Source organism: Roseovarius roseus, from assembly GCF_043355935.2.
GTDB classification, from domain to species: domain Bacteria; phylum Pseudomonadota; class Alphaproteobacteria; order Rhodobacterales; family Rhodobacteraceae; genus Roseovarius; species Roseovarius roseus.
On sequence record NZ_JBHFPE020000003.1, the window covers coordinates 294078 to 313188 of the forward strand.

Genomic DNA, 19111 nt, shown 5'->3' on the forward strand with positions numbered 1-19111 from the left:
CGATGCGCCGCACCCTTCTGATCATCATCCCCTATCTATGGCTCGTCGCGCTCTTTCTCGTGCCGTTCCTGATCGTGCTGAAAATCAGCCTCAGCGACATTGCGCTGGCCATTCCGCCCTATACCCCGACACTGGATTTCAGCGAGGGATGGGCCGGGATCAGGGACTTCTTCGCGGGGCTGGATTTCGAGAATTTCGAATTCCTGACCACTGACGATCTCTACTGGAAGGCCTACCTGTCCTCGCTTCAGATCGCCTTCATCGCCACCCTTCTGACGCTGCTCGTCGCCTATCCCATCGCCTATGGCATGGCCAGCGCGCCCGATCACTGGCGCCCGACGCTGATGATGTTGGTGATCCTGCCATTCTGGACCAGCTTCCTCATCCGGGTCTATTCCTGGGTCGGCATCCTGTCGACCGAGGGGTATCTGAACCAGCTTCTGCTCAGCCTCGGCATAATCTCTACGCCGTTGACGATCCTCAACACCAATATCGCGGTCTATATCGGCATCGTCTACACCTACCTGCCCTTCATGATCCTGCCCATCTACGCCGCGCTCGAGCGAATGGATGGCTCGCTGCTGGAAGCCGCCGAGGATCTGGGGTGCAGCCGCATCACAGCCTTCTGGCTGGTCACCTTTCCGCTGTCCAAGAACGGCATCATCGCGGGCTGCTTCCTTGTTTTCATCCCGACGATCGGTGAGTTCGTGATCCCGTCCCTGCTGGGCGGCTCTAAAACCCTGATGATCGGCAAGGTCCTGTGGGAAGAGTTTTTCAACAACCGCGATTGGCCGGTGGCGAGCGCGGTGGCGGTGATCCTGCTGATCATCCTGATCATCCCGATCATCCTCTTCCAGCGGAACGAGCAAAAGCAGCGGGAGGCCGAAGGATGAGACGCGTTACATGGTTCAACGCCACGTCCCTGAGCCTCGGCTTTGCCTTCCTATATCTGCCGATGCTGATCCTGATCATCTACAGCTTCAATGAAAGCAAGCTGGTCACGGTCTGGAGCGGCTTTTCGACCCAGTGGTATGGCGAGCTGATGCGCAACGAGGCGTTTCTGGACGCGGCATGGGTCACGATCAAGGTCGCGGTCATATCGTCGTCGATCGCCACGGTGCTGGGCACCATGGCCGCCATCGTCTTGGTTAGGGCAGGCCGGTTTTCGGGGCGCACGCTCTTTTCCGGCATGATCTACGCGCCCCTCGTCATGCCCGAGGTCATCACCGGCCTGTCGCTCCTGCTACTCTTCATCGGGCTGAATATCGACCGGGGCGTAATGACCATCGTGCTGGCGCATACGACCTTCTCGATGTGCTACGTGTCGGTCGTCGTCTCGTCCCGCCTCGTCAGTTTCGATCAATCGCTGGAGGAGGCGGCGCTGGACCTCGGCTGCTCGCAAATGCAGGCGTTCTTCCTCGTCACCCTGCCCATCATCGCGCCCGCGGTCATCTCGGGCTGGCTTTTGGCCTTTACGCTCAGCCTAGATGATCTGGTCATCGCCAGCTTTACCGCCGGCCCCTCGTCCACGACCCTGCCGATCAAGATCTGGTCGTCGATCCGCCTCGGCCTCAGCCCCGAGATCAACGCGCTCTCGACCCTGATGATCGCCGTTGTCGCGGTGGGCGTCATCACCGCCTCGCTGGTCAGCAAGCGCAGCAGCCTGAAACGCCAGGCGGACGAGCGCGCGGCGGGCACATGAGGCGCATCTATCCCGCCCACGCCTATGGCGAGGCACCCCGCGCCGCGTGCTATTGGCCCGTCACCACCGAGGGCGAGGCGAACCCGCCCGCGCGCGGCACGCTAACGGCGGATGTCGCCATCATCGGCGCCGGTTTCACCGGGCTCTCGGCGGCGCTGCATCTGGCCGAGGCCGGCGCGGACGTGATCGTGCTGGAGGCGCAGGATGTCGGCTGGGGCGCATCGGGGCGCAACGGCGGCTTTTGCTGCCTCGGCGGCTCGGCGGCCAGCGACAAGGCACTGACGCGCCAATTCGGCGAAGAGGCCCGCCGCGAATTCCGCATGACCGAGCGCCACGCGGTCGAACTGGCAGCAAACCTGATGGATCGCCACGGTATGCAGGTTGATCGCCACTCGCAGGGCGAGACGGTGATGGCCCATACCCCCGCCGCCTATGACAGCTTCGAAGCCCGCGCCGAGGAAGTTGAGTGGGATTACGGCGTCACGCCCACCATCATCCCGCCACATGAACAGGCACAAAACGGCATGTCAGGGCCGTTTCACGGGGCCATGACCACGCCCATCGGCTTTGCCCTCAACCCGATGAAATACATCCAGGGGCTGGCCAGCGCCGCCCGCGCCGCCGGGGTACGCATCCGTGCCCACAGCCCCGTTCGCCAGATCGAGCAAGGGGCCAGTTTCAGCCTGCAGACGCCCGAGGCCCGTATCCAGTCGCGCCGCCTGATCGTCGCGACCAACGGCTACAGCTCGGACGATCTGCCGGACTGGATGAAAGGCCGCTATCTGCCGACGCAGTCCAACGTGCTGGTCACCCGCCCAATGACCGAGGACGAGCTGACTGCCCAAGGCTGGACCACGCGGCAGGCCTGCTACGATGACAGGTTTTTTCTGCATTATTTCCGCCTGATGCCGAACAACCGGATGCTGTTCGGCATGCGCGGCGGCCTTTTCAGCGCCCCTTGGGCCGACAAGCGGATGCACGGCAATATCCGCCAGCATTTCGAGACGATGTTCCCCGCATGGACCCATGTCGAAACACCTCATAGCTGGCACGGCCTGCTCAGCATCGCCCGCGACCTCACGCCTTATGTCGGCCCCATCGACACCATGCCGGGAGCCTTCACCGCGATGTCCTATCACGGCAATGGCGTGGCCATGGCCACCTATGCCGGCGCGCTGCTGGCGGATCTGGCACAGGATCGCGCGCCACAGAACCCCTATCCCGAGATCATGAAAAGCCCGCCCAAACGCTGGCCCTTGGGCCGGTTCAGACGGGCTTGGTTCTGGCCGGTTTACGGCGCGATGTGGGCGACCGGAGCCTGAAGCTTTAGCTCATCACCATGATCGCCTTGGCATTGGTGAACTCCTTCATGCCAAAACCGCCATGCTCGCGCCCATATCCGGCGTCCTTTACGCCGCCGAAGGGCATATTGGGCGTCGCCATGCCGAACCCGTTGATAAAGACCATGCCGGTGTCGAATTCCTCGGCTGCCAGCTTGATTGCCGCTTCGGTGTTCTGGGACAGGATGCCGCCGCCAAGGCCGTAGCGGCTGTCATTGGCGATGCGCATGGCGTCCTTGTCATCCCTGGCGCGGATCAAGGACGCGACCGGGCCAAAAAGCTCGTCATCATAGGCGGGTTGGCCCGGCTTGACGTCGGCCAGAACGGTGGCGGGGTAGAAATAGCCTTTGCCCTCAGGCTTTTGCCCTCCGCAAAGAACGGTCGCACCATTCGCAACGCTTTTCTCCACCTGCTCATGCAGATCGTCGCGCAGATCCTCGCGCGCCATCGGGCCGATATCGCTGGCGTCATCCGTCGGGTCTCCCGACTTCAGCGCCTTCATCCGATCGACAAAGGCATCGCGGAATGCCTCATACCGGGAGTCCACGACGACGAACCGCTTGGCCGCCACGCAAGTCTCGCCGTTATTGTAGATACGGCCAGTGACGCATGTCTCGACGGCCGTTTGCAGATCGGCATCGGACAACACGAGATAGGCATCGTTCGAACCAAGCTCGAGCACGGATTTCTTGAGCGCCTTGCCCGCCTTCTCGCCCACATGGCTGCCGGCGCCGGGGCTGCCCGTCAGGGTCACGCCGCATACCTTTTCATGCGCGATGACCTCATCCGACTGATCGTGGCTGATGACGAGCGCGGTAAAAAGGTTCTCCGGCAGGCCCGCATCACGATAAATTTCCTCTAGCATCAGGCCGGATCCGGTCACATTCGCCGCATGCTTTAGCAGCACACCATTGCCGGCCATCAGGTTGGCAATCGAATAACGGACAACCTGGTACGCCGGGAAATTCCAAGGCTGGATGCCATAGATCACACCCAAGGGTGAATGAACCACCTTGCCACGCTTGCCATTGGCAATCTCGCGGTCCTCATCGGCCAGCTCCTTGGGCCCGTTCTCGGCGGTATAGTCACAGATGGCAGCGCAAAGATCCACTTCCTGCCGCGAATGCTCCAGAAGCTTGCCCATCTCTTGGGTCATCAGCTTGGCCAGCTCTTCCTTGCGGTCGCGCAGGCCTTGGCCAACGGCCTTGAGGACCTCGCCGCGCTCGGCATGGCTCTTCTTGCGCCAGCCAAGGAATGCCTCGTGGCATGCCTCGATTTTGGCGGTCATCGCGTCATTGCTGATATGGCTGTAGGACTGGATCGGGTCGCCAGTCGTCGGGTTTATGGTTTGAAACGTGTTGGTCATGTCGGCCTCGCATTGATGTGCATTTGCACCCAAAACGCACCGCTGCCCGCCGATGTTCCATCACCCTTGCGGCGTGCGCAGCGCGCGGGCGCGTCCCCGCTTGAGACCCAGGTGATGCTCGCGGAGGATGATGGCGATGCCCGCGGCCGCGATCACCGCGGCACCTATCAGCATCGGACCAGTCGGCACCTCGTCAAAGATGACATAACCGATAATCAGCGCGAACAGCATCGAGGCATAGTCGAAGGGCGCCACGACGCTGGCATCGGCATAGCGGTAGGAGAGCGTCAGGAAAATCTGTGCCGCGCCGCCGATCAGACCCGCCAATACCAGCTGCCCGGCCAGCCAGCCTGAGGGCATCACCCAGCCGAACGGCAGGGTCAGTGCCGAAAGGGCCGTGGCGGTGACCGAGAAATAAAAGGCAATGGCCGCAGGATGTTCAGTCTGCACCAGCTTGCGAATGGTGATCTGCGCAATCGCGGCGAAGGTCGCTCCGACCAGAACGACAATCGCACCGATCACTTCGCGCGCGGCCACGGGTGCACCGCCAAAGACACTCAGCTTGGGCGCAAGGATGATCAGCACGCCGATCAAGCCCATGCACACCGCGCTGATGCGAAAGACGCCGACCTTCTCGCCCAGAAACAGAGCCGCAAAGATCACGATCAGAAGGGACGAGGTATAGCTCAGCGCCGTGACCTCGGGCAGCGGCAGAAGGGCCAGCCCGGCAAACATCATCGCCATGGCCATTGTCCCGGCCACGCCCCGCCGCACATGCCCCCAGACAGAGGTCACCCGCAGTCCGGTTGACAACTGTCCCAGCATCAGCAGCCAGATCGCCGTCACCGGCATCGCAAAGAATGAGCGAAAGAATACCGCCTCCCCGGGAGGCACAGTTTCGGACGCGGCCTTGATCAGCGCGGACATGATGATGAAGAGAACGACCGCGCATAGCTTCAGCGTGATCGCCTTGACCGGCTGCATGGGCATGGCTCCTTTGACGGGCCATGAATGCGCCCGGCCCAAGGCGAGGTCAAGGGCCGGGCGCGGCATATAGTCCGCGCCTTTAGCTGCGGGGCAAAACCCAGTCCGCGCGCGGGAAGTGGCACGTATAGCCGTGCGGGACGCGCTGCAGGTAATCCTGATGCTCGGGCTCGGCCTCCCAGAAATCCCCGACAGGCTCGACTTCGGTCACGACCTTGCCGGGCCATTTGCCACTGGCCTCGACATCCTTGATCGTGCGCTCGGCTTCCTGCTTCTGCGCCTCATCGACGTAGTAGATTGCCGAGCGGTAACTGATGCCGATGTCGTTGCCTTGGCGGTTCAGCGTCGTCGGGTCATGGATCTGGAAGAACAGCTCCAGGATCTCGCGGTAGCTGATCTTGGCAGGGTCGAAGATGATCTCGATACCCTCGGCATGGGTGCCATGGTCGCGATAGGTGGCGTTGGGCACATCACCGCCCGTATACCCCACCCGCGTCGACACCACGCCATCGCGCTTGCGGATCAACTCCTCCATGCCCCAGAAACATCCACCGGCCAGAACTGCGCGCTCTTCGCTCATCGCGTATCCTCCACTTGATCCACATACTCGCCATAGCCTTCTGCCTCCATCTCGTCCTTGGGGACAAAGCGCAGCGAGGCCGAATTGATGCAATAGCGCAGCCCGCCCCGGTCCTGCGGCCCATCGGGAAAGACATGCCCAAGGTGACTGTCGCCATGGGCGCTGCGCACCTCGACCCGGCGCATGCCAAGGCTGTCATCCTGCAATTCGGCCACATGCGCAGGCTCGATCGGCTTGGTAAAGCTGGGCCAGCCGCAGCCGCTTTCAAACTTGTCGGATGAGGCAAAGAGCGGCTCGCCCGAGACGATGTCGACATAAATTCCGGGGGCCTTGTTGCCCAGATGCTTGCCCGTGCCGGGCCGCTCGGTGCCGCTTTGCTGCGTCACATGATATTCTTCCGGTGTCAGGCGCGCGATGGCGTCCGGATCCTTGGTATAGCGGGTCATGAAATGCTCCCTCTCATTAAGCCTCTTGGCTTCATAAATGGCTGGCGCGCGCGAATTTCCAACCGATGTTTCACATGCCTCACCCCGGATTGATGAGACGCCCGTGCTTTTTCTTGGGCCAAATACCCAATTTCCGCAGGTGAATGATATCGCGGTCCTCCGCCAATGGGAGCACTCATTGCTGCAACAGGTCGTCGATATCCTTTTCGGCGGCAGCGCGCGCCAGCCCCGAGAAATCCCCGTTCAGCATGTTTCGCGCGGTCGAGACAGCGGCGCCATAGGCAACACGGGCCAAAGCGCCGCCTACCGTGATGCGGCCGGCGCCCATGGCCGCGAACTCGCCCTGCGTGACGTGCGCGAACCCGCCGGATGCCAGCACATTCACCGGCACCGATACAGCATCGATGATCCGTCGCAGTGACGCACTATCCGGCGGTGCAGGCACGTAAACGCTATCCGCGCCCGCCGCTTCAAAGGCGCGGATCCGGCGGATCGCCTCATCGCAATCGTAGCTTTTCAGCATGACACCATCGGCGCGCGCGACCAGCACAAAGTCGCGAGGCAATGCCCGCGCGGCGCTGGCTGCGGCGCGGATCCGTTCGACCGCTAGGTCGAAATCATAGGGCGTGAAATCAGGCAGCGCCGTATCCTCGATCGAGCAGCCGGCCAGCCCGGCCTCCTGCGCGAGGCGGATGGTCTCGGCTACCGTCTCGGGCGCCTCGCCGAACCCGTTCTCGAAATCGCCCGAAACCGGCACTGATACGGCGGAAACGATGTCCTGCGCATGGGCCAGCGCCTCGTCCCGGCTGAGCGTGCCGCCATCGACACGCCCCATGCTGAACGCATGCCCTGCCGAGGTCGTGGCAATCGCGCGCGCACCGAGTGACTGCATCATCCGCGCCGATCCGCGATCCCACGCGTTGACGATCAAAACGGGATCGCCCCTGCGGTGAAGCGCGCGGAATGTGCTGCCGATATCGCTCATGACGTGCTCCAATCCATGACGACCTTGCCGGAGTTACCGGAAATCATCGCGGCGAACCCCGCTTCGAAATCGTCGATCCCGATGCGATGCGTGATCAAACCCGAGACGTCGAGGCCGGACTGCACCAGCGCAATCATCTTGTACCAGGTCTCGAACATCTCGCGGCCATAGATGCCTTTGACGTGCAGCATCTTGAAGATGATCTTGTTCCAGTCCACCGCGAACTCCGTCGGCGCAATACCCAGAAGGGCAATCTTGCCGCCATTGTTCATGCGGCTGATCATCTGCTGCATCGCCGCCGCCGCGCCCGACATCTCGAGGCCGACGTCAAAGCCCTCGGTCATGCCGATGCGGTCCATCACGTCGCTCAGCTGCTCTTTCGACACATCGACGACATGCTGAACACCCATCTCGCGGGCCAGATCGAGGCGATAGGGATTGATGTCGGTGATCACCACCTTTCGCGCGCCCACCTTCTGCGCCACCAAAGCGCCCATGATGCCGATGGGCCCGGCGCCGGTCACCAGCACATCCTCACCCACCAGATCGAAACTGAGCGCGGTGTGCACGGCATTGCCGAAGGGATCGAAAATCGCCGCGATCTCGTCGCTGACATCCTCGGGGATGGGCACCACGTTCATCTCGGGGATGCAGACATATTCGGCAAAACTGCCCGGCCGATTGACGCCCACGCCCTTGGTGTTGCGGCACAGCTGCCCGCGCCCGGCGCGGCAATTGCGGCAGGTGCCGCAGACGATATGCCCCTCGCCGCTGACCCGCTGCCCGATCTTGTAGCGTGTCGCCGCCGCGCCGGTATCGGCGATTTCGCCCACGAATTCATGGCCCACGACCATCGGCACGGGCACCGTCTTGGCGCTGAATTCGTCCCATTTCCAGATATGCACGTCAGTGCCGCAAATCGCGGACTTCCTGACCTTGATCAGCACATCCGTCGGGCCCGGTTCGGGCACCGGGACATACTCCATCCAAAGGCCCGGCTCGGGCCGCGCCTTGACCAACGCCTTCATGCGGTTTTCCATTCAGATCACTCCCAATTCGCGGCCAACCTTGGCAAAGGCGTCGATCGCTTCGTCCAGCATTTCGCGCGTCAACGCCGCGCTCATCTGCGTGCGGATCCGGTCCTGCTCCTTCGGCACCACCGGAAAGCTGAAAGCGGTGACATAGACCCCATGCTCGCCCAGCTTGGCCGCCATCTGCTGCGCCAGCTTGGGATCGCGCAACATCACCGGGATGATCGCATGCTCACCGGGCAGCAGCTCAAACCCCATATCGGTCATGCAGGTACGGAAATGCGCGGCATTGTCCCAAAGCTGCGCACGCAGATCATCGCCGTCCTCGATCAGGTCAAACATTTTCAGCGAGGCCGCAGCAATGACCGGCGCCAGCGTGTTGGAGAAAAGATAGGGCCGCGAGCGTTGACGCAGCCAGTCGACCACCTTGGCCGAGGCGGCGGTATAGCCCCCCGACGCGCCGCCCAGCGCCTTGCCCAGCGTGCCGGTCAGGATGTCGACCCGGCCCATCACGCCGCAATGCTCAATGCTGCCGCGTCCGGTGGCACCGACAAAGCCGGTCGCATGGCAATCATCGACCATGACCAGCGCGTCGTATTTCTCGGCCAGATCACAGATTTGATCCAGCTTGGCGTAATAGCCATCCATCGAGAAAACGCCGTCCGTCGCAATCAGACGGTGCCGCGCGCCTTGCGCCTCTTTCAGGCAGCGCTCCAGATCGTCCATGTCGGAATTGGCGTAACGGTAGCGCTGCGCCTTGCACAGGCGCACGCCGTCGATGATGCTGGCATGGTTCAGCGCATCGCTGATGATCGCATCTTCTGGGCCAAGGATCGTCTCGAAAAGCCCTGCATTAGCGTCGAAACAGCTGGGATAAAGGATGCTGTCCTCCGTTCCCAGAAACGCGGCGATACGCGCTTCCAGCGCCTTGTGCTCTTCCTGCGTCCCGCAGATGAACCGCACGGACGCCATGCCAAAGCCGTAGCGATCCAGCGCTTCATGCGCCGCCGCGATGATCTGAGGGTTGTCGGCAAGGCCCAGGTAGTTGTTGGCGCAGAGGTTGATCACCTCGGCCCCGCTGGCCAGCGACACACGGCCCGATTGGGGCGAGGTGATGACGCGCTCGACCTTGTAGAGCCCTTCGTCCTTGAGGCCCTCGAGTCTGCTTCCAATATCTGCGTCAAAATCCTTGGCGGCGCTCATCTGATGCTCCTTTCACTGACTCGGATTGATCGCAGGCTAACGCATCTGCGGCCCGCGCAACATGGGGTGCGCTCAGACGGCAATGCGCGGGCGGCCGGATGCCTCGACCGTGATCTCACCCTCAAGAAACACCTGCCGCGCCTCGGCTTGGGCGGTGCGCAGATCGCGCGTGGCGGTGAGGCGGATATCCTCCGCCCCTGCCGCGACGGCATCGGCGCGGGCGGCCTCCTCCAGCGCGGCCTGCAGCGCATCCAGCGCGGTGTCCGCAGCCCGGTAATCCTCGAGTCCGGTCTCCAGATGCACCCGAAAGAGCCCTTCGGACGGTGAGGTAACCGTGCCGCTGCGCCGGATCGTGACCCGGCCAACGATCGCGCCGATGGCATTGGCCACGCCAGCATGCTGCGGCAGGATCATCTCGCAGCCCAGCCGCGCGCCGACCGCCGGATAATAGGTGGCAGCCGACGCACCAAGCCCCACGACAGGCACATTCAGGCCCGTATTCAGCCGGATCAGACCCTGATGTTGGTCCATACCACGCTGCATCAGTACATGCCGGGCAAGCTGATCTGGCGGCAGCCCAAAGGAATCGGCCTCTTCGGCAAACCCGGTCTCGAGGATCACCAAAACGGTTTGAAGCGTCAACTGATCGACGATCATCTGCGCCATATCCTCGGCGCTGGCCGCGACGAGGTTGCCTGACCCGGTCCGCTTGCGCGCCATGAGCGTCAGCGCCTTCTGCGCCGCTTCCGTATCCCAGGCCGTGGCCTGGCCCAGAACATGGCTCGCATCCGAAGGTGTGACGCCTGACACCTGGATCAACCCGCGCGCGACCAGACGGCGCAGGGCCTGACTTTCAATCCGCGTGCGCAGAACAGCGCCCACAGGCTGCACGCCGCCCTCGACGATGCGCGCAAGCAGGGCGTCATCCCGCTCTGCCAACCCACCTGCCTCGATGCCCGGAACCGCGCGCACGAAGGCGGCGTCATGCTCGCCCGGCACGGTGGCGCGTAGTTGGGCATCCAGCGTGCGGTGCACGATCTCGGGCGCCTCATGCGCGATAAGACTGACAGGAAGCACCCGGCGCGGACCCAGCAGGATGCCTCCGGTCAGGCCGTCACCCTGCACATGCACTTCGCTATCGCCGCCAAGACCGGTCGTGCGCATTCCCACAGCCTCGACCATCGTGCGCCACGGCCCCACCTGCGCGCCGGCCGGATCGATCATCGGCTTGCCGCCGCGCAGCACGGCGACATCCGTGGTGGTCCCTCCGATATCCGACACCAGCGCGGTATCGACACCCGTCAGCCAGCGTGCGCCGACGATGGAGGCGGCCGGGCCGCTCAGAATCGTCTCTATCGGGCGCTCTCGTGCCTGATTTGCGCTGATCAGGGCGCCATCGCCGCGCACCACCATCAACGGCGCGTCAATGCCCAGTTCCGCCAGCTTGCCCTCGGCCTTCTCGATCAGCCGCGCGATCATCCCGATCAGGCGCGCGTTCAACAGCGCAGTCAGCGCCCTCTTGGGCCCGTTCAGCTTGGCCGACAAGTGGTGCGAGCAGGATACGGGCCGCCCCGTCATGTCCTGCACCATGCGCTGGACCGCCAATTCATGCTCGGGATTGCGCGTGGCGAACTGCGCGGCAACCGCGTAGGCCGAGATGCCACGATCCTCGCTCAGCCAAGCTTCCAACGCGCCCAGATCCAGAGGCCGCGCCTCATAGCCCGCGTGATTATGCCCGCCGCTGAGGATAAGCGCCGGATCCGTGCCCAGCGCCGCGCGCAGGCCATGCCCGTCCAGATCCTGCTCGCGGAACCCGATATAGATCAGGCCCGCGCGCCCACCCTGCCCTTCAACCAGCGCATTTGTCGCCAAGGTGGTCGAAAGAGAGGCCAACGCGATATCCTTTGGCGCCGTGCCGCTATCGGCCAGCACATTCGCGACCGCTGCACCAATACCAATGGCCAGATCCTGCCGGGTCGTCAGCGCCTTGGCGCTGGCGATCACCTCCGTCTCGTCGCGGATCAGCACCGCGTCGGTATAGGTGCCGCCCGTATCCACCCCCAACAAGATCGCCATACTTTTACCCCTGCCTGACGCGCCCCTCGCTCTATGCCGGATATCGCAGCTATTCCATCTCTTTCGCGTCACCGCATAGTCGCTTTAACGCCCAGTCCGCCGCATCGGCGACAGTGGGATCAGGATCCCTCAGATGAGGCCGCGCGGCCTCCGCCAGTTCGGGCTGCGCAGAGTTGCCGATGGCATAAAGCACGTTGCGCAGAAACCTGTTCCGCCCGATCCGCTTGATCGGGCTGCCCGAGAATTTTGCGCGGAACGTGGCATCATCCAGCTCAGCCAGCTCGGCCAGATCCGGGGCTGTGAGGTCAGGCCGGGCGCGATACCGCATCTCGCGGGCCTCCTGGGCAAACTTGTTCCACGGGCAGACGGCAAGGCAATCGTCACAGCCATAGATGCGGTTGCCCATCAGCGCGCGCAACTCAGGGTCGACCGGGCCGTGATGCTCGATCGTGAGGTAGGAAATGCAGCGCCGCGCATCAAGCTGATAGGGCGCCGGAAAGGCTCCCGTAGGACAGACGTCGAGGCAGGCACGGCACGAGCCGCAGTGATCGCTCTCGGGCTGGTCGGGGGCCAGATCGAGCGTGGTAAAGATCGATCCGATGAAGAACCAACTGCCCAGATCGCGGCTAACCAGATTGGTGTGCTTTCCCTGCCACCCCAGCCCGGCCGCCTCGCCCAGCGGCTTTTCCGGAACCGGCGCGGTATCGACGAAGACCTTCACTTCGGTCTCATCCGATGTCTCGGAAATCAGCCAGCGGGCAAGCCGTTTCAGCCGTTTCTTGACCAGATCGTGGTAATCCTTGTTCTGCGCGTAGACACTGATTGCCGCCTTGTCGGGACGCGTCAGGATCTCCAGCGGATCATGCTCGGGCGTATAACTCTCGCCCAACATGATGACCGAGCGCGCTTCGGGCCAGAGCGCTTCGGGATTGCCACGCCAGTGACTGCGCTCGGCCAGCCAGCCCATCTGTCCGTGCCGCCCCTCGGACAGGAAGGCGGCTAGACGGTCCGGCACCTGCGGCACATCGCCGGGGCGGCAGATCCGCGTCAGGTCAAACCCCTCGGCATGCGCCTGCGCCACGAGCCTGTCTTTCAAACCGTCCATGCTTTTTCTTGGGCCAAATACCCCATCAACATCTGCATTCAGAAATCAAGGTTGGAATAGTGTTTCGGCGGGGGAAATCCGGGCACCTGATCAGCCAGGATGTTGCGGAACGCCGGGCGCGATTTGATCTTGGCATACCAGTCCTTGACCACGTCGCTGCGGTTCCAATCCACGTCCGAGATATAGTCCAGCGCGCTCAAATGCGCCGCTGCCGCGAAATCCGCCAACGTCATCACGTCGCCCGCCAGCCAGCGGCGATGATCAAGCAGGTAGGCCATGTAGTCCAAGTGATACTTGATCGCCTTGGCACCCGATTTGACGTTGCCGCTATCGGGAAAACCGGCGCCCATCATCTTCTTGTTCACCCGCTCGTATAGCAGCTTCGACGTGACCTCGTGATGGAACTTGTCATCGAACCACGCCACCAGACGGCGCACCTCATAGCGCCCCTCGGCGCTGCGCGGCATGAGGGGCGGCTCGGGATATTTCTCTTCGAGATATTCGCAGATCGCCGCGCTTTCCGGCAGGGTGCGCCCGTCGATACGCAAGACCGGCACTTTGCGGGCTGGATTGCGGCGGTGAAAATCGGGGTGCTCTTCCCAGTATCGCTCCTCCACCAGTTCGCATTCGATCTTTTTCTCGGCAAGGCTCAACCGGACCTTGCGACAGAACGGCGACAGGGGAACGTGATAGAGCTTGGCCATGACGTGGCGGACCTTTGTTGAGACGGGTGCCCTTCCATGCCCGTTAGCCGTGTGATTTTCAATCCTCGAAACACGCAGCGCGCCCGTCCCGGCGGATCGTGGCCGCGCCATCCATGATCGAGGCGCTGCGTTTGCGCACCCAATCCGACGGCTTGCTGGCCGAGCGATCCTTGGGGTCAGGAAGGATGGCGGCAAGGCGCGCGGCCTGCAGGGCCGACAGGTCCGCTGCATTCACACCGAAATAGTGACGTGCGGCGGCGCCCACACCAAAGATGCCTTCGTCGAACTCCGCGACGTTCAGATACACCTCTATGATCCGCCGTTTGGACCAGGCGGCCTCGATCGCCGGGGTCATGACCGCCTCCAGCGCCTTGCGGGGCCAGGAGCGGCCGTGCCAGAGGTAGACATTCTTGACCGTCTGCTGACTGATCGTCGAAGCGCCGCGCGATCCGCCGCGCTCCAGCACCTGCCGGATCGCGCGCATGTCAAAGCCCCAGTGGTTGCAGAAATCCGCGTCTTCCGCCGCGACCGCCGCGCGCGCCATGACGGGCGCGATGGCGTCGATGGGCGTCCAGACATAGGCGATCTGGCCCAGCCTGCGGGCCTCCTGCTTCATGTAGAATGTCGGCCCCGGCGGGAGGGCGCGGTGCCACAGCGTTGCCAGCCCGATGACCAACGCCCCGGTCACGAGTGACCACATCGCCCAGCGCCGCAGCCAGGTTAGCGGCGAGCGGGGGCGGGTCGGCTCTTTGCTGGCTTTGCTTGGCATGGCGCGCCTTGGATTGCTGCGGGCGGGCCCGTGGTGGGCCGCGTGAGATGAGTATTTCAAGAACGGTGAAGCATGGGGCGTCTCAGAATGAAAGCACCGCGCCGCGCCGATGGGCCGTCATGTCACAGGGCTTTCATCGCGGTCAAGAAGGTCTGGTGCGCCCGGCCCCAGACACCGCTTTCAAGATCGCCCAGACCGCACAGCGAGGGCAAAAGCAACGCGGCGAAGTCCTTTGAGGATTCGACGGGCAGAAGCGATGGCAGGTTATCGATTGCCATCACGTCCATCGGGGGCGCCTCATGCACGCGGCGCGCGGGGGCGGACCAGTCGGTCGCGGCCTCATATATTGGTACGGGATTGTAGTCGCTGTCGGGATCGCAGGCGACATCGCCGATGACGGTCAGATCGCGAGGCGCGTCCAGGGCCGACGGCGGCACGAAAACCGGCGTGCCGGGCCGCGCAAAAATGCAGTTGAGGAACATGTCATGCGCAAGGATCTGCGGAAACGGGCCGCCCTGCTGCGTCTCGGCCATGTCCCAGCGGGTCGGCTCGATGCCCATTGCGGTGCAGAGGTCCGCCGCGCCGGTGCCGACGCGGCCCAGCACGCCGATGATGATGGCGCTGGGCGTGCGCAACCCGTCCATGTCGCGCGTCAGATCGGCCAGCAGCGCATCCTTCCCGCCATAGGTGCCGATGGCCGGGCAAATCCCGCCGCCCTGCTGCGCCGCCCAGGATTTCAGCGTGACGGCCGCGCCAGCATAGCCAGCCCAATACCCAAAGGCGGCGACGCGGCGTCCGCCGCCGTCCACGAGGTATTCCAGGTCATAAAGCGTGCCGCCACCCGCGCGAAACCGGTCCAGCAGGATCTGGCCGGAATGCTGCCCCTTGAAGGCATGGCCAAACATGATGTGGCGGTGCCTAAGGGGCGTGCCATCCTCGGGCAACTCCTTGAGGCCAAAGATGATGGCATCCTCAGGCGCGTCTGGCCAGGTGGCGGCAGGGGCGATGGCGCAGCCAGCCTCGCGATAGTCATCCAAGGGAATGGCGCGCTGATCGCTCTCTTCGACCGTCACGGTCATGCCGGCGGCAATCAGATCGCGGGCCCCGTCCGGCGTCAGGCCGACGCGCTCTTCGTTCGGGCGCTGCTCGGCTCGGACCCAGAGATGTATCATATGCGGCGCCCCCTAAAGCATCCCGGCATAGCGCACGGCCTTGACCGACGCGCGGGCCTCCATTGCGTCCAGAAACGCGGTGATACGCGGGAATTTGGACACATCCACGCCGTCGCCCTTCAGCCATTGGCAGACAACGAAGAGATGCGGGTCGGCCACGGTCACAGTCTCGCCCATGACGAACGGACTTTTCAGGCAATGGTCTTCGACATAGGCGGCACTGGTGGTCATGGTTTTCGGCACCTGCGCGCGCATGTCGGCAAAGGACTCTTCCTTCTCGGCCCAGCGATAGCCGCGCGGCCCGTGGGCATGATTGGGCTGCATCGTGCTGGCCAAGTAGTGGATCACGGCGCGCACCCGCGCCGCCTCGATCGGGTCCTGCGGCATCAGATGCGCATCGGGCGCGATGGCAGCGATATAGTCTAGGATCGCGCCTGTCTCGGTGAGGACCGCGTCATCGACCTCAAGCGCAGGCACACGGCCCTTGGGGTTGATGCGGTGATACTCCGGCTTGGTCTGCTCGGCATCCTTGAAGCTGATCTTATGCGTGTCGAAGTCCAGCCCCGCCTCATGCAGTGCGATGGCGATCGTGACCGAGATGGTACCGGGCGCGTAGTAGAGTTTCATAAGGGCCTCCTGCCGGATCTAGATGAATGTGCGGGCATGTGCCCGGTCTGCCGCATCAAGGTGCGGTGTCGCGTTGAAGCTGTCCAGCACCAACTGGCCGTGGACATGCCGGATGCGATGGACCGAGCTGTTGTGTGTGCGCAGCATCATGCGTGTCATCGAATGGGTGTCGAGGCCGAGCACATGACGCATGACCATGCCGATCACCCCGCCCGAGGTCACCAGCATGCTGCGCCCGTGCTGGGCCGCGATCTCATCGACCAGCGAGATGATGCGGGTATGAAAGCTTCCGAAAGTCTCGGGCACCCCGGTCAGTCTGTCTTCGGCCCAATGGGCGATAACCTGCGGCATGTAGTGCGAAAACTCGCGCGCCGTGTCGGGCGCGGCGACGCCATGCTGCGCCTCCATCGCATGGGCCAGATCGAAATAGGTCAGCTCGTTCAGGCGCGGATCCTCGCCCGTGGAGGTGTATCCCATGGCCGCCGCCGTCTGGCGCTGGCGGGTCAGCGTGCCGGTGATGATCCGGTCGAAATGGGGGTCAGTGGCGTTCAGCCAGGCGCCCAGCCACTCGGCCTGGCGGCGGCCCAGATCCGAGAGGCGGTCATATCCCGCCTCGTCGGAGGCGCCGGAATTGGCCTGACCGTGGCGGATGAGGATGATTTCGGTCATGCGGCGGCCCCTGATGTCACACCTTGACCTCGACCGCCGTCTGATCGCCAACGCCAAAGACACGCTTGTAGCGGGCGATCTCGTCCGCCGGGCCCATCGCCTTGTTCGGGTTGTCCGACAGCTTGACCGTCGGGCGCCCATTGGCGGCCACCGGCTTGCAGACCAACGAAAAGGGCGCAAGCGCATCGTCGGGAACGAGGCCCCGGAAATCATTGGTCAGATACGTGCCCCAGCCAAAGGACACGCGCACCCGCCCCGAAAACTGGGCATGAAGCTCGGCGATCTTGGTCTCGTCCAGACCGTCGGAGAAGATGATCAGTTTCTGCGAGGGATCCTCGCCACGGGCGGTCCACCAGTCGATAGCCAGTTCCGCCGCCGTGGCCGGATCGCCGGAATCGACGCGGATGCCGGTCCAGCGGTTCAGCCAGTCGGGCGCGTTGTCCAGAAATCCCTTGGTGCCATAGGTGTCGGGCAGGATGATGCGCAGGTTTCCGTCATGCTCTTCGTGCCAGTCACTCAGCACATCATAGGGCGCGCGGGCCAATTCCTCGTCGCTTTCGGCAAGGGCGGCGTAGACCATGGGGAGCTCATGCGCGTTCGTGCCGATGGCCTCGAGGTCGCGGTTCTTGGCGATAAGGCAGTTCGACGTGCCGACGAATTTCTCGCCCAGCCCCTCATGCATCGCGCGCACGCACCAATCCTGCCACAGGAACGAGTGCCGGCGCCGCGTGCCGAAATCAGCGATGCGCAGGTCCGGCACATCGCGCAGCGTCTCGACCTTCTCCCACAGCTTGGTCATGGCGCGGGCATAAAGCACCTGAAGCTCGAACTTCTCCATCCGGTGCAGCACGGCCCGGCTGCGCAACTCCATCAGCACGGCGAGGGCGGGGATTTCCCACAGCATGACCTCGGGCCAGGGCCCCTCGAAGGTCAGCTCGTATTGATCGCCGACACGTTCAAGGTGGTAGGGCGGCAGGCGCAGGTTCTCGAACCAGTCCATGAACTCGGGATTGAACATCTGCCGCTTGCCGTAGAACATGTTACCGCGCATCCATGTGCTCTCGCCGCGGGCCAGTGACAGCGAGCGGATGTGATCCAGCTGTTCGCGCAGCTCGCCCTCGTCCACCAGATCGGCCAGCGGGATATGCTTGGCCCGGTTGATCAGACTGAACGTCACCTGCGTGTCACGGCGATTGCGAAAGACCGATTGGCACATCAGCAGCTTGTAGAAATCGGTGTCGATCAGGGACCGTACGATCGGGTCGATCTTCCATTTGTGATTGTGCACGCGCGCGGCGATGTCGACCATGTCAGGCTCCGGTATGAGTTCCCAAGGGTTAAAGCAGGGCCGGGACAGGATTGGCAAGGCTTGGCGCGGGGGCGTGCGGATGGCTCGCCTATGCGCTAGTCCGCGTCTTCCACCATCGCGCGCAAGCCCTCGCGGTAGGTGGGATAGCGCAGGGTGATGCCCAGATCCTCCTTGATCCGGTCATTTCTGACGCGCTTGGACTCGGCATAGAAGCTGCGCGCCATGTCGGACATCTCCGCCTCCTCGAAGGGAACTGCTTCGGGCAAGGGCAGGCCGAGCAGTTCGGCCGCATACCCGATCACGTCCTGCGGCGGCGCAGGGTCATCATCGCAGAGGTTGTAGATCGCGCCGGGATCAGGGGCATGCATCGAGGCGGCGACGATCTGCGCGATATCCTCGACATGGATGCGGCTGAACACCTGCCCCTCCTTGATGATGCGCCGCGCCTTGCCCGAACGGACCTTGGCAAAGGGGCCGCGTCCCGGCCCGTATATTCCGGCCAGCCGAAAGATATGCAAAGGCAGGCTCGGGATGCCCTGCCACGCCGCCTCGGCCTCCTGCCGCAGCTTGCCGCGCCCTGTGCCGGGATCGAGGGGGGTCTGTTCATCCACCCAGCCGCCGTCATGATCGCCGTAGACGCCCGTCGTCGACAGGTAGCCGGCCCAGTCCAGATGCGGCGCGGCGCGTTTGATCTGGGATTGTAGCTGGGCCAGGACAGGATCACCGTGCTCGCCCGGCCCGGCTGAGATCAGAAGATGTGTCGCCTCGGTCAATGCGGGCGCGACATCGCTGCCGGGCCAGATCAACGGCTCGATCCCCTCGGCCTCCAGCGCCCTGGCCTTTTCCGCGTCTCGCGTGGTGCCGATAATCCGCCAGCCGCCCTCGCGCCGCAGCAAGCTGGCAAGCGCACGCGCGGAATAGCCGTGCCCGAAAGTCAGAAGTGTCTTTGTCATCTGCCTGATATGCGTCCCACCTATCCTCAAGGCAAGGGTGGCCGCGCGCTTGCGCCCGGAGTGCAGCCGGTGCACCCTGCCGCGACAGAA

19 protein-coding genes are annotated in these 19111 nt (G+C 63.5%); 3 read left to right on the forward strand and 16 right to left on the reverse strand.

What is annotated here, in order from left to right; genetic code table 11:
- Positions 1–2 precede the first annotated feature (2 nt).
- The 3 genes from ACEWPL_RS07750 to ACEWPL_RS07760 are packed head-to-tail and all read left to right on the forward strand — an operon-like array spanning position 3 to position 3024.
- Positions 3–893 (forward strand): ABC transporter permease subunit, encoded by an 891-nt coding sequence (locus ACEWPL_RS07750; RefSeq protein ID WP_393933141.1) that lies wholly within the window; start codon positions 3–5, stop codon positions 891–893.
- Entirely contained in the window at positions 890–1702 is an 813-nt protein-coding gene (locus ACEWPL_RS07755) for an ABC transporter permease (RefSeq protein WP_393933143.1), read from the forward strand. Before ACEWPL_RS07750 ends, ACEWPL_RS07755 begins: the two co-directional genes overlap by 4 nt.
- Positions 1699–3024 (forward strand): NAD(P)/FAD-dependent oxidoreductase, encoded by a 1326-nt coding sequence (locus ACEWPL_RS07760; protein WP_393933145.1) that lies wholly within the window; start codon positions 1699–1701, stop codon positions 3022–3024. The genes ACEWPL_RS07755 and ACEWPL_RS07760 overlap by 4 nt, the downstream gene beginning before the upstream one ends.
- Positions 3025–3028: 4 nt before the next feature.
- Here the strand turns inward: ACEWPL_RS07760 and ACEWPL_RS07765 are convergent, their stop codons facing one another.
- The 16 genes from ACEWPL_RS07765 to ACEWPL_RS07840 all read right to left on the reverse strand — a co-directional run bounded on the left by ACEWPL_RS07765 (position 3029) and on the right by ACEWPL_RS07840 (position 19021).
- A complete protein-coding gene (locus ACEWPL_RS07765) occupies positions 3029–4408 on the reverse strand; it encodes an NAD-dependent succinate-semialdehyde dehydrogenase (protein ID WP_393933147.1) in 1380 nt (459 codons plus the stop codon).
- Between the two features lie 60 nt (positions 4409–4468).
- On the reverse strand, positions 4469–5392 hold the full coding sequence (locus ACEWPL_RS07770; RefSeq protein ID WP_393933149.1) for a DMT family transporter: 924 nt from the start codon (positions 5390–5392) through the stop codon (positions 4469–4471).
- An 82-nt stretch (positions 5393–5474) separates the two neighbouring features.
- The gene (gene msrA / locus ACEWPL_RS07775) at positions 5475–5972 is read right to left on the reverse strand and encodes a peptide-methionine (S)-S-oxide reductase MsrA (protein WP_393933151.1); all 498 of its coding nucleotides are present in this window, start codon (positions 5970–5972) and stop codon (positions 5475–5477) included.
- Complete coding sequence (msrB, locus tag ACEWPL_RS07780) at positions 5969–6418, reverse strand: peptide-methionine (R)-S-oxide reductase MsrB (RefSeq protein WP_393933153.1); 450 nt, start codon at positions 6416–6418, stop codon at positions 5969–5971. The genes msrA and msrB overlap by 4 nt, the downstream gene beginning before the upstream one ends.
- A 175-nt stretch (positions 6419–6593) precedes the next feature.
- Positions 6594–7403, reverse strand: coding sequence for an isocitrate lyase/PEP mutase family protein (locus ACEWPL_RS07785; protein WP_393933155.1), 810 nt, complete (start codon positions 7401–7403; stop codon positions 6594–6596).
- Entirely contained in the window at positions 7400–8431 is a 1032-nt protein-coding gene (gene tdh / locus ACEWPL_RS07790) for an L-threonine 3-dehydrogenase (protein ID WP_393933363.1), read from the reverse strand. The genes ACEWPL_RS07785 and tdh overlap by 4 nt, the downstream gene beginning before the upstream one ends.
- Before the next feature lie 12 nt (positions 8432–8443).
- A complete protein-coding gene (locus ACEWPL_RS07795; RefSeq protein WP_393933157.1) occupies positions 8444–9637 on the reverse strand; it encodes a glycine C-acetyltransferase in 1194 nt (397 codons plus the stop codon).
- 72 nt (positions 9638–9709) lie between these two features.
- Positions 9710–11713 carry a hydantoinase/oxoprolinase N-terminal domain-containing protein gene (locus ACEWPL_RS07800; protein WP_393933159.1) on the reverse strand — a complete coding sequence of 668 codons (2004 nt, stop codon included), beginning with the start codon at positions 11711–11713 and terminating at the stop codon, positions 9710–9712.
- 49 nt (positions 11714–11762) lie between these two features.
- The gene (gene queG / locus ACEWPL_RS07805; protein ID WP_393933161.1) at positions 11763–12818 is read right to left on the reverse strand and encodes a tRNA epoxyqueuosine(34) reductase QueG; all 1056 of its coding nucleotides are present in this window, start codon (positions 12816–12818) and stop codon (positions 11763–11765) included.
- A 38-nt stretch (positions 12819–12856) separates the two neighbouring features.
- Positions 12857–13522, reverse strand: a complete 666-nt coding sequence (gene fzlA, locus ACEWPL_RS07810; protein ID WP_393933162.1) for an FtsZ-binding protein FzlA — start codon at positions 13520–13522, stop codon at positions 12857–12859.
- A gap of 58 nt (positions 13523–13580) precedes the next feature.
- Positions 13581–14291 (reverse strand): monofunctional biosynthetic peptidoglycan transglycosylase, encoded by a 711-nt coding sequence (gene mtgA, locus ACEWPL_RS07815; RefSeq protein ID WP_393933163.1) that lies wholly within the window; start codon positions 14289–14291, stop codon positions 13581–13583.
- A 122-nt stretch (positions 14292–14413) separates the two neighbouring features.
- The gene (locus ACEWPL_RS07820) at positions 14414–15463 is read right to left on the reverse strand and encodes a saccharopine dehydrogenase (RefSeq protein ID WP_393933165.1); all 1050 of its coding nucleotides are present in this window, start codon (positions 15461–15463) and stop codon (positions 14414–14416) included.
- Between the two features lie 12 nt (positions 15464–15475).
- Entirely contained in the window at positions 15476–16090 is a 615-nt protein-coding gene (locus tag ACEWPL_RS07825; protein ID WP_393933167.1) for a glutathione S-transferase family protein, read from the reverse strand.
- A gap of 18 nt (positions 16091–16108) precedes the next feature.
- Positions 16109–16759: a histidine phosphatase family protein gene (locus tag ACEWPL_RS07830; RefSeq protein ID WP_393933169.1), complete on the reverse strand. Its 651-nt coding sequence runs from the start codon at positions 16757–16759 to the stop codon at positions 16109–16111.
- A gap of 16 nt (positions 16760–16775) precedes the next feature.
- Positions 16776–18068, reverse strand: a complete 1293-nt coding sequence (pncB, locus tag ACEWPL_RS07835) for a nicotinate phosphoribosyltransferase (RefSeq protein WP_393933171.1) — start codon at positions 18066–18068, stop codon at positions 16776–16778.
- Positions 18069–18163: 95 nt separating this feature from the next.
- Positions 18164–19021: an SDR family oxidoreductase gene (locus ACEWPL_RS07840; RefSeq protein ID WP_393933173.1), complete on the reverse strand. Its 858-nt coding sequence runs from the start codon at positions 19019–19021 to the stop codon at positions 18164–18166.
- Between the last annotated feature and the right edge of the window lie 90 nt (positions 19022–19111).

Excerpts from the sequence above, each read along its gene's own strand:
- ACEWPL_RS07840 (WP_393933173.1), bottom strand. The coding sequence starts at position 19,021 with ATGACAAAGACACTTCTGACTTTCGGGCACGGCTATTCCGCGCGTGCG.
- ACEWPL_RS07820 (WP_393933165.1), bottom strand. The coding sequence starts at position 15,463 with ATGATACATCTCTGGGTCCGAGCCGAGCAGCGCCCGAACGAAGAGCGC.
- ACEWPL_RS07765 (WP_393933147.1), bottom strand. The coding sequence starts at position 4,408 with ATGACCAACACGTTTCAAACCATAAACCCGACGACTGGCGACCCGATC.
- tdh (WP_393933363.1), bottom strand. The coding sequence starts at position 8,431 with ATGAAGGCGTTGGTCAAGGCGCGGCCCGAGCCGGGCCTTTGGATGGAG.
- pncB (WP_393933171.1), bottom strand. The coding sequence starts at position 18,068 with ATGGTCGACATCGCCGCGCGCGTGCACAATCACAAATGGAAGATCGAC.
- ACEWPL_RS07755 (WP_393933143.1), top strand. The coding sequence starts at position 890 with ATGAGACGCGTTACATGGTTCAACGCCACGTCCCTGAGCCTCGGCTTT.
- ACEWPL_RS07770 (WP_393933149.1), bottom strand. The coding sequence starts at position 5,392 with ATGCAGCCGGTCAAGGCGATCACGCTGAAGCTATGCGCGGTCGTTCTC.
- mtgA (WP_393933163.1), bottom strand. The coding sequence starts at position 14,291 with ATGCCAAGCAAAGCCAGCAAAGAGCCGACCCGCCCCCGCTCGCCGCTA.
- ACEWPL_RS07760 (WP_393933145.1), top strand. The coding sequence starts at position 1,699 with ATGAGGCGCATCTATCCCGCCCACGCCTATGGCGAGGCACCCCGCGCC.
- ACEWPL_RS07795 (WP_393933157.1), bottom strand. The coding sequence starts at position 9,637 with ATGAGCGCCGCCAAGGATTTTGACGCAGATATTGGAAGCAGACTCGAG.
- fzlA (WP_393933162.1), bottom strand. The coding sequence starts at position 13,522 with ATGGCCAAGCTCTATCACGTTCCCCTGTCGCCGTTCTGTCGCAAGGTC.
- msrB (WP_393933153.1), bottom strand. The coding sequence starts at position 6,418 with ATGACCCGCTATACCAAGGATCCGGACGCCATCGCGCGCCTGACACCG.
- msrA (WP_393933151.1), bottom strand. The coding sequence starts at position 5,972 with ATGAGCGAAGAGCGCGCAGTTCTGGCCGGTGGATGTTTCTGGGGCATG.
- ACEWPL_RS07785 (WP_393933155.1), bottom strand. The coding sequence starts at position 7,403 with ATGAGCGATATCGGCAGCACATTCCGCGCGCTTCACCGCAGGGGCGAT.
- ACEWPL_RS07800 (WP_393933159.1), bottom strand. The coding sequence starts at position 11,713 with ATGGCGATCTTGTTGGGGGTGGATACGGGCGGCACCTATACCGACGCG.
- queG (WP_393933161.1), bottom strand. The coding sequence starts at position 12,818 with ATGGACGGTTTGAAAGACAGGCTCGTGGCGCAGGCGCATGCCGAGGGG.
- ACEWPL_RS07750 (WP_393933141.1), top strand. The coding sequence starts at position 3 with ATGCGCCGCACCCTTCTGATCATCATCCCCTATCTATGGCTCGTCGCG.
- ACEWPL_RS07830 (WP_393933169.1), bottom strand. The coding sequence starts at position 16,759 with ATGACCGAAATCATCCTCATCCGCCACGGTCAGGCCAATTCCGGCGCC.
- ACEWPL_RS07825 (WP_393933167.1), bottom strand. The coding sequence starts at position 16,090 with ATGAAACTCTACTACGCGCCCGGTACCATCTCGGTCACGATCGCCATC.